This window comes from Okeania sp. (assembly GCF_983059655.1).
The window spans coordinates 1-3,267 of the sequence record NZ_CEZPJD010000393.1 but is presented as its reverse complement, the minus strand read 5'-3'; the positions used below and the strand labels follow the sequence as shown (position 1 = coordinate 3,267).

The 3,267-nt window shown below is 31.8% G+C and carries 4 protein-coding genes; 3 read left to right on the top strand and 1 reads right to left on the bottom strand.

Features of this window, described 5'->3' with window-relative positions; genetic code table 11:
- Positions 1-139: 139 nt before the first annotated feature.
- Complete coding sequence (locus AC3DU7_RS20165; protein WP_488041091.1) at positions 140-1,510, bottom strand: sensor histidine kinase; 1,371 nt, start codon at positions 1,508-1,510, stop codon at positions 140-142.
- A gap of 327 nt (positions 1,511-1,837) precedes the next feature.
- Between AC3DU7_RS20165 and AC3DU7_RS20160 the strand changes: the two genes are divergently transcribed.
- The 3 genes from AC3DU7_RS20160 to nfi all read left to right on the top strand — a co-directional run bounded on the left by AC3DU7_RS20160 (position 1,838) and on the right by nfi (position 3,254).
- On the top strand, positions 1,838-2,047 hold the full coding sequence (locus AC3DU7_RS20160) for a hypothetical protein (RefSeq protein ID WP_488041090.1): 210 nt from the start codon (positions 1,838-1,840) through the stop codon (positions 2,045-2,047).
- A gap of 64 nt (positions 2,048-2,111) precedes the next feature.
- On the top strand, positions 2,112-2,492 hold the full coding sequence (locus AC3DU7_RS20155) for a hypothetical protein (RefSeq protein WP_488041094.1): 381 nt from the start codon (positions 2,112-2,114) through the stop codon (positions 2,490-2,492).
- A 102-nt stretch (positions 2,493-2,594) separates the two neighbouring features.
- Positions 2,595-3,254 (top strand): deoxyribonuclease V, encoded by a 660-nt coding sequence (nfi, locus tag AC3DU7_RS20150; RefSeq protein ID WP_488041089.1) that lies wholly within the window; start codon positions 2,595-2,597, stop codon positions 3,252-3,254.
- Positions 3,255-3,267 lie beyond the last annotated feature (13 nt).

The window sequence follows — 3,267 nt, the reverse complement described above, 5'->3', positions numbered from 1 at the left end:
CATTTTTATTCATGAGAGGAATTACTATATTGGAATATCAGTCGGGCGGTCATATAAAAAGCTTAAAATTCAGACAAAACAAGATTTTTCCTTCTTCCTTCTTCCTTCTTCCCTCTTTCTTCTTCCTTCTCACAAAATTTCAAGTTGGCATTTCGATCGCAAATACTGCTCCTTTGTTAGAAGAAGAAATACATTTTATTCTGCCTTCATGTTGTTCAACAATAATTTGATAACTGATTGATAGTCCTAAACCTGTGCCTTGACTGACTGGTTTAGTTGTAAAAAAAGGGTCGAATATTTTAGAGTAATTTTCCTCTGTTATACCCAAGCCATTATCAGAAATATAAATTCCGAACCAATCATTTTCTAATTTTTCTGTTTTGATAGAAATTTTTGGTTGTTCTTCTCCAAATTTATTCTGAGAAAATTTTATTTCTAGGGCATCAATGGCATTATTAATAATATTCATTATTGCTTGCTTTAATGCATTGGGATAACAATTAACTAGAGGCAATTCGCCATAATCTTGAATAACTTCAATCTGAAACAATGGATTTTGTAAACGTGGCTGAAGAATTAGTAAAATACTGTCAATAATTACATGAACATCTACAGATATTACTTTGGTCTTATCTAAGCGGGAGAAAACTTGCAAGGATTTAACAATTTTACTAATACGGTTTGCCCCTCCTTCCATTGACTCTAATAATTTGGGTAAATCTTCCTCAATATAATCCAATTCAATTTCTTCAATTTTTTCTGCAACCTCATCAGGTAAATTGGAAGAATTTTTATGCAAAATGCGAACTAAATCTAATATATCTTTAGCATATCGATCAACGTAATTTAAATTACCCAAAATAAAGGTAACAGGATTATTAATCTCATGAGCAATTCCGGCAACCATTTCTCCCAAACTAGACATTTTTTCCGCCTGAATGAGTTGAGCTTGAGTCTTTTTCAACTTTTTCAGAGTTCTTTGTAAGTAAATATTTTGCTTTTTTAAAGCTTTTTTAGATAATTGATGCTCAATTTCAGCTGCAGAGCGAGTAGCAATTACTTTTAAGATAGATGTTTGTTGTTCATAATTGTGTTTTAAAGGTTTAGTATCTAAACCTCCAACATGACCGACATTTTTTCCATGACTATCTACAATAGAAATACCTAAATAACTTTCAGCTTCCAAAGCTAATAAATCTCTATCTTCTGGGAATAATTGTTGAATTGAATGGGGATAAATTTGTAGACCTGTTTCATAAACAGTACTACAAGGAGTTCCTTCTATATCGTATTTAAAGTTAGGTATAAACCTGTCTCCTGACCAAAAAGCTAATACCTTAATTTGTGGTCGAGTACTATCTATAAATTCTCCAACAAATGCATACTTTATTTGCAAAAATTGAGCCAGGTATTGAGCACAAGCCTGAAAAAAATCTTCGCCGATTTTAGATGCAATTCCTGCAACAATGAGATTGAGATTATATTCTGAGTCAAAATCATAATTTTTCATTACATTATTTTATGATTATAGATACTATTTACATATATTTTTATGGATGTGTAAATTATGCTTTTGCTATTTATTTAAGTTCATTCAGTATTAATTATAAAATATTTAGTAATCATGTTTTATTCAATCGTTATTTTCTTAAGTATCTTTCATCTCAGATATAATACAGGGCTACATTTTACCGAAAAATTGTGAGTATGCACCTCCTCTTTTAAAGGGATAAAAAAGAGAATTATTTTAGCGATCAGTACCTCTTGCTTGACCTTTGTCATGCTGCGCAAACAGCTTTAGGTACTGATAACTGATAACTGATGACTGATAACTGAAATGACCCGTGTAGTTATTTTTTCATCATCCAATTGGACGTTATTAAAAACAATAGCTAACTATTATTCTGTTTGTTTTACAATTATATTAACTTGTTCTAGGTATAATCCTAATTTAAGCTATTTTTCCGATCTAGCAACAACAGATAATATCAATTATTTAATTTCATGTTTATGTTTAATTGAATGCTTAAAATATAATCATCGCTGAAACCTGTTATAATTCAGGAATTTAATATTTTGACAAAAAATAAAATATAAGATTTTAAAAAATGATACTAGAAGAAATTTTTCCCTTTAGGTTGGCCATAGATGCCACAGCGATCGCAGGTGCATCTCTCTGGTCTTTGGCCTTATATTGGGGTTTTTCCCCTTTGAGTGAGTGGGTGACATTACAACTGAACCGTTGGTTTAATTTTGCAGAAAGAGCATTATATACATCTGAGAAAGAATTTGAAAAGACCCGTAAAGCTAGAGAATCTCAGAATGCTTTTTATGCATCTATTTTTAGTATTGTGCCTTTTTTAATTGTAGGCAGTTTATGCAATTGGGGTGTAGAAATTGGTTTAGATAAAAGTTGGTCAATTAGTATTGGAATAATTGTTTGTGTAACTGGTGCTGTTTATGAATTAGGAAGAAGAGATAGTCAATCATAATTAGGGAGTAGGGAGTAGGGAGTAGGGAGTAGGGGAGTGTGGGAGGTATGGGAGGTGTGGGGAGTAAGGAGTAGGTCAGTTATTTATTAAGTTCTATATATTATGAAAATAGACCAAAAGTTTCCTTTTCCTACTGATGTAGAAACAGCGATCGCTCTGCAACAAAAACTCCGTCATCAAGTAATAACTGAAGACCAATTTGGAACTATTAAATATGTAGCTGGTATTGATGTTGGTTATAGTGATTCAGATAAGATTACTCAAGCAGCAGTAGCAGTTTTAAGTTTTCCACAATTAGAATTATTAGAACAGTCTATAGTTAAACGTCCTACTTCTTTTTCTTATGTTCCTGGATTATTATCTTTTCGAGAGATACCTGCTATTTTAGATGCTTTAGAAAAGCTAAATATTACTCCTGAATTATTGCTTTGTGATGGTCAAGGATTAATTCATCCCCGTCGATTTGGTATCGCTTGTCATTTAGGAGTTTTAGTTAATATCCCTAGTATTGGTGTAGCTAAATCTCACTATATTGGTAAATATGATTCTGTTGGTTTAGAAAGGGGTAATTGGCAACCAATAATAGATGAAGAAGAAGTTATTGGTGCTATTGTTAGAACTCGTACTGGAGTTAAACCAATTTATGTTTCAACTGGTCATAGAATTAGCTTAAAAACTGCTATAAATTATGTTTTGAAATGTACTACTAAATATCGGTTGCCTGAAACAACTCGTTGGGCAGATAAATTAGCTTCATTTTAGGAAGAAAGAAGGA

What these genes read in the sequence shown, in the direction of transcription:
- AC3DU7_RS20165 (WP_488041091.1), bottom strand. Translation starts at nt 1,510, where the DNA reads ATGAAAAATTATGATTTTGACTCAGAATATAATCTCAATCTCATTGTT.
- AC3DU7_RS20160 (WP_488041090.1), top strand. Translation starts at nt 1,838, where the DNA reads ATGACCCGTGTAGTTATTTTTTCATCATCCAATTGGACGTTATTAAAA.
- nfi (WP_488041089.1), top strand. Translation starts at nt 2,595, where the DNA reads ATGAAAATAGACCAAAAGTTTCCTTTTCCTACTGATGTAGAAACAGCG.